The following is a 3,576-nucleotide window of genomic DNA, read 5'->3' on the forward strand; positions in this document are numbered from 1 at the left end:
GGGACCGTAGGCGCCACGGACGGCGCCTACGAGCTACATGGACGTATTTACCGCGTGTCCCGTCCGCCCCTCCCCGCGCCGCCCAAGCGATCCAAGGAGGCGCTGAACCCACCTGAACGAGAGGCGGGAACTTGCAGGAAGACCCGAACTGCAGCAGAGTGCGCGGCCCCCGCCCGCCCCCGGACCTCCCCATGCGCCTTGGCATCGACTTCGGTACCAGCAACTCCGCCGCCGCCATCGTCCGTGATGGACAGCTGCTGCCGATCCGCTTCGGCGAAGCGGAACAGTTCCGCACCAGCGTGTATTTCCCCGGCGTGGTGCCCGACCCGGACGACTTCCAGCTCGATGCCGGCCAGGAACACGAACTGCAGCAGATGATCGACAGCGCCGCGCGTGCCGCCCGGGCCGCCGGCCAGGAACGCACCCCGCAGGCGCTGCGCCGTGAAGCCCTGCGCGCCCTGCGCCGCGAATGGATGGAAGCCCGCGCCGGCAAGGAACGCAGCGCCAGCGACCTGCTGCAGAACGCCATCTACGGCGATGACGCCCTCGAAGCCTATTTCGAGGAACACGAAGGCAACCTGGTGCAGAGCCCGAAGTCGATGCTCGGCTACAACCTGCACCCGCGCGCGCGCCAGACCATCACCGGCATCGCCGCGCACATCCTCGAACACATCCGCCTGACCGCCAGCGCCCAGCTCGGCCAGCCGCTGCGCGCGGCCCTGCTCGGCCGCCCGGTGCAGTTCCGCAGCTCGATCGGCGCCGCCGGCAATGACCAGGCGCTGGACATCCTGCGCGAGGCCGCCACCCAGGCCGGCTTCGACCAGATCGATTTCCTCGAGGAGCCGGCCGCGGCGGCCATGCACTACCACGCCGAAAGCCGTGAGCGGCACCAGGCTGTCATCGTCGACATCGGCGGCGGTACCACCGACATCGCCCATGCCGAAGTCGGTGGCGATGCCGCCCCGCGCATCCACCGGGCCTGGGGTATCGCCCGTGGCGGTACCGATATCGATCTGTCACTGAGCCTGTCCAGCTACATGCCGCTGTTCGGCCGCGGCGTCACCCGCGTGCCCGCCCACCACTACGTGGAAGCGGCCACCGTGCAGGACATGACCCGCCAGCGCGATTTCCGCCAGCACAAGTACGACCATGTCGACGATCCGTGGGGTTCGCGCCTGCAGGCGCTGCAGGACGCCGGCAACACCGCGCGCCTGTACCGCGACGTCGAACGCGCCAAGATCGCCCTGAGCAGCAGCCCCAGCCACCGCAGCACGCTGGACTACATCGCCCGCGACCTGCATGCCGACAGCAGCACCGACGGCCTGGCCACGGCCGCCTCGGGCTACCTGACCCAGATCCGCGAGCTGCTGGCCCAGGTCCGCAGCGACATCGGCGGCGACCCGGATGCGGTGTTCCTGACCGGCGGCATGTCCCGCGCCGGCTACCTGCGGCAGGCCGCCGCCGAGGCCTTCCCGGGCGCCCGCATGGTCCACGGCGAGCCCTCGCTGGGCGTCGTCCAGGGCTTGGCGCTCGCGGCAGCCAGCCGGGATTAACAAAACGTTACGCGGAGTTTGCTACCCTCGGTAGGCTTGATAGGGCTCTACCTTCCGCCGGCTGCGCCGGTGTGTGTACCCGGGTAGGGCCCGGCCCGCCCAGCGGGCCTTGCGGCCATGCCTTCTGGCTCGTTCATGGTCCGCGTACTACCCGAGCCGCCATCGAGACCCGCTTTGGGCACCCGCCTGGCCCCCGTGGCCGCACAACCTGAAGAAACACCAGCACCCATCGACTGCCGCCGTTGTGACGCGGTCTGTTGCCGGTTGCCCGTGCTGCTGCAGGCCGGCGACAACGTGCCCCGCCAGTATACCTCGCGCGACAGGCACGGCCGTGCCGTGATGGCGCGCAATGACGAGGGCTGGTGCGCGGCGATCGATCCCTATCACCTGCGCTGCACGATCTATTCGCAGCGCCCGGCGATCTGCCGCCAGTTTTCGATGGGTGGCGACGACTGCCGCCGCGAGCGGCAGGATTACCTGCGCCAGGCCGATGCCTGGTCGCTTTCCTCCCCTTCCACCTGACAGGAGCAACCATGCCCCGCAAGGCAAAGACCCCCGCGAAGGCTACCAACAGCATCCGCAGCGAACGCAAGGGCGCGGCCGCCAGCACCACGGTCAGCAGCGATTCGATTGCGTCCGATCTGGCCGCGTTCCGCAAGAGCGGTGGCAAGATCGAAGTGCTTGGCACCACCTGGGCGCTGAAGAAAGCCAGCTGACCCACCCTGACCGCGGCGGCGCTGCCGCCGCGGCCTGCCGGGCCGCGCTCAGCGGTCCAGGCTGACCCGCACGCTGCCCGAATGCGACTGGATGCGGATGTCACCATCGCCGCCACCCAGCTTCGTGTCCAGGCTGCTGCCCGGCCCATAGCGCGGCCGCTCCACGGTGCCGGCATCACTGTTGATCGAGCCGGCGAAGCTGTTCACCGACAGCTGTGCCGAGACCTTGACCGGCAACCGCAGGTTGACCGACGCACTGACCGATTCCACGTTGATGCGGCCCCCCGGCGCCAGGCCGGAGGTGGACAGATCGATGGCGCCCGAGACCGTCTCCACCGCCAGGCGCTGGACGCGGCCGGCATCCACGCCGACCCGCCCGGACACCGTCTGCGCACCAATATCCCCAGACACGCCGCCGCCGGCCTCGATGCGACCGCTGACCGTGTTCACATCCAGCCGCGGCGTCTGCAGCTTGGCGATGACATTGCCGCTGACCGTGTTGAGCTTGCTGTCGCCACTGCGTCCGGCCGCGGTCAGGCTGCCGCTGACCGTATCGGCCTGCAGGCGGCGCACGTCGATGCCACTGATGTCCTGGTCGGCACTGACCGTGCTCAGCAGCAGTTCCGACGCGCGCGGGACATTCAGCACCAGCGTCGCCGTGCCATTGGTGTGGCGGCGCGGATACTCCACTTCCCAGCGCACGCGGTTGGCGCTCTTTTCCTGGCGCAGCTGCAGGCCATCGCCGAGGCTGCCGGTCAGCTGCACCTCGTTGCGGTCCCAGCCGCGCACGGTGACCTTGCCGGCCACGTTGCTAAGCTCGATGCGGCCACCACTGGCCAGGGTATGGCGCTCATCGACGCGGGTGTCGGCCAGGGCCAGCGAGGGCAACAGCAGCAACGCAGCGCAGAGCGGAAAAAGGGATCGCATGGGGTGTCTCCTCAGGTTGTCATTCCGGCTGCGGCGGCCTGCGCCGCCTGCCGGGTCAATTCCAGCCGCAGCGCATAGGTACGCTTGAGCTGTCCAAGCAGGTGCGGTGCGCGCGGATCCTGCGCCAGCGCGGCACGGATCTGTGCCGCGCTTTCATCCAGTTCGTGCAGGGCCGGCTGCCATGCGGCCGCGCGGCCACCGGGCAGCGATGCCACGGCCTGCTGGTACTGCTCGGTCATGGCCGCCGCCTGCAGCTGCAGGGTCGATGGCGCCGGCGCCTGCAGCGGCGCCTGCCGCCACGGTGCCACTGCATAGACGGCCAGGCTGGCGGCGAGCGCCGTGCCCAGCGGCAGCCACCCGCGCAGACGGCTGCGCTGCGG

General features: G+C 69.8%; 5 protein-coding genes. 3 read left to right on the forward strand and 2 right to left on the reverse strand.

Annotated features, from left to right (window positions below):
• Nucleotides 1-191 precede the first annotated feature (191 nt).
• The 3 genes from DCO49_RS19695 (at nucleotide 192) to DCO49_RS19705 (ending at nucleotide 2,269) form a co-directional block, all read left to right on the forward strand.
• The gene (locus tag DCO49_RS19695) at nucleotides 192-1,553 is read left to right on the forward strand and encodes an Hsp70 family protein (protein ID WP_116865422.1); all 1,362 of its coding nucleotides are present in this window, start codon (nucleotides 192-194) and stop codon (nucleotides 1,551-1,553) included.
• A gap of 228 nt (nucleotides 1,554-1,781) precedes the next feature.
• A complete protein-coding gene (locus DCO49_RS19700; protein WP_116865425.1) occupies nucleotides 1,782-2,075 on the forward strand; it encodes a YkgJ family cysteine cluster protein in 294 nt (97 codons plus the stop codon).
• An 11-nt stretch (nucleotides 2,076-2,086) separates the two neighbouring features.
• On the forward strand, nucleotides 2,087-2,269 hold the full coding sequence (locus DCO49_RS19705; protein ID WP_079222716.1) for a hypothetical protein: 183 nt from the start codon (nucleotides 2,087-2,089) through the stop codon (nucleotides 2,267-2,269).
• Between the two features lie 48 nt (nucleotides 2,270-2,317).
• Here the strand turns inward: DCO49_RS19705 and DCO49_RS19710 are convergent, their stop codons facing one another.
• Nucleotides 2,318-3,196: a DUF4097 family beta strand repeat-containing protein gene (locus DCO49_RS19710; protein WP_116865423.1), complete on the reverse strand. Its 879-nt coding sequence runs from the start codon at nucleotides 3,194-3,196 to the stop codon at nucleotides 2,318-2,320.
• 11 nt (nucleotides 3,197-3,207) lie between these two features.
• Nucleotides 3,208-3,576 (reverse strand): hypothetical protein (locus DCO49_RS19715; RefSeq protein ID WP_116865424.1); only part of this gene is annotated, 369 nt, incomplete at its 5' end.

This window comes from Stenotrophomonas sp. SPM (genome assembly GCF_003105135.1).
Lineage (GTDB): Bacteria > Pseudomonadota > Gammaproteobacteria > Xanthomonadales > Xanthomonadaceae > Stenotrophomonas.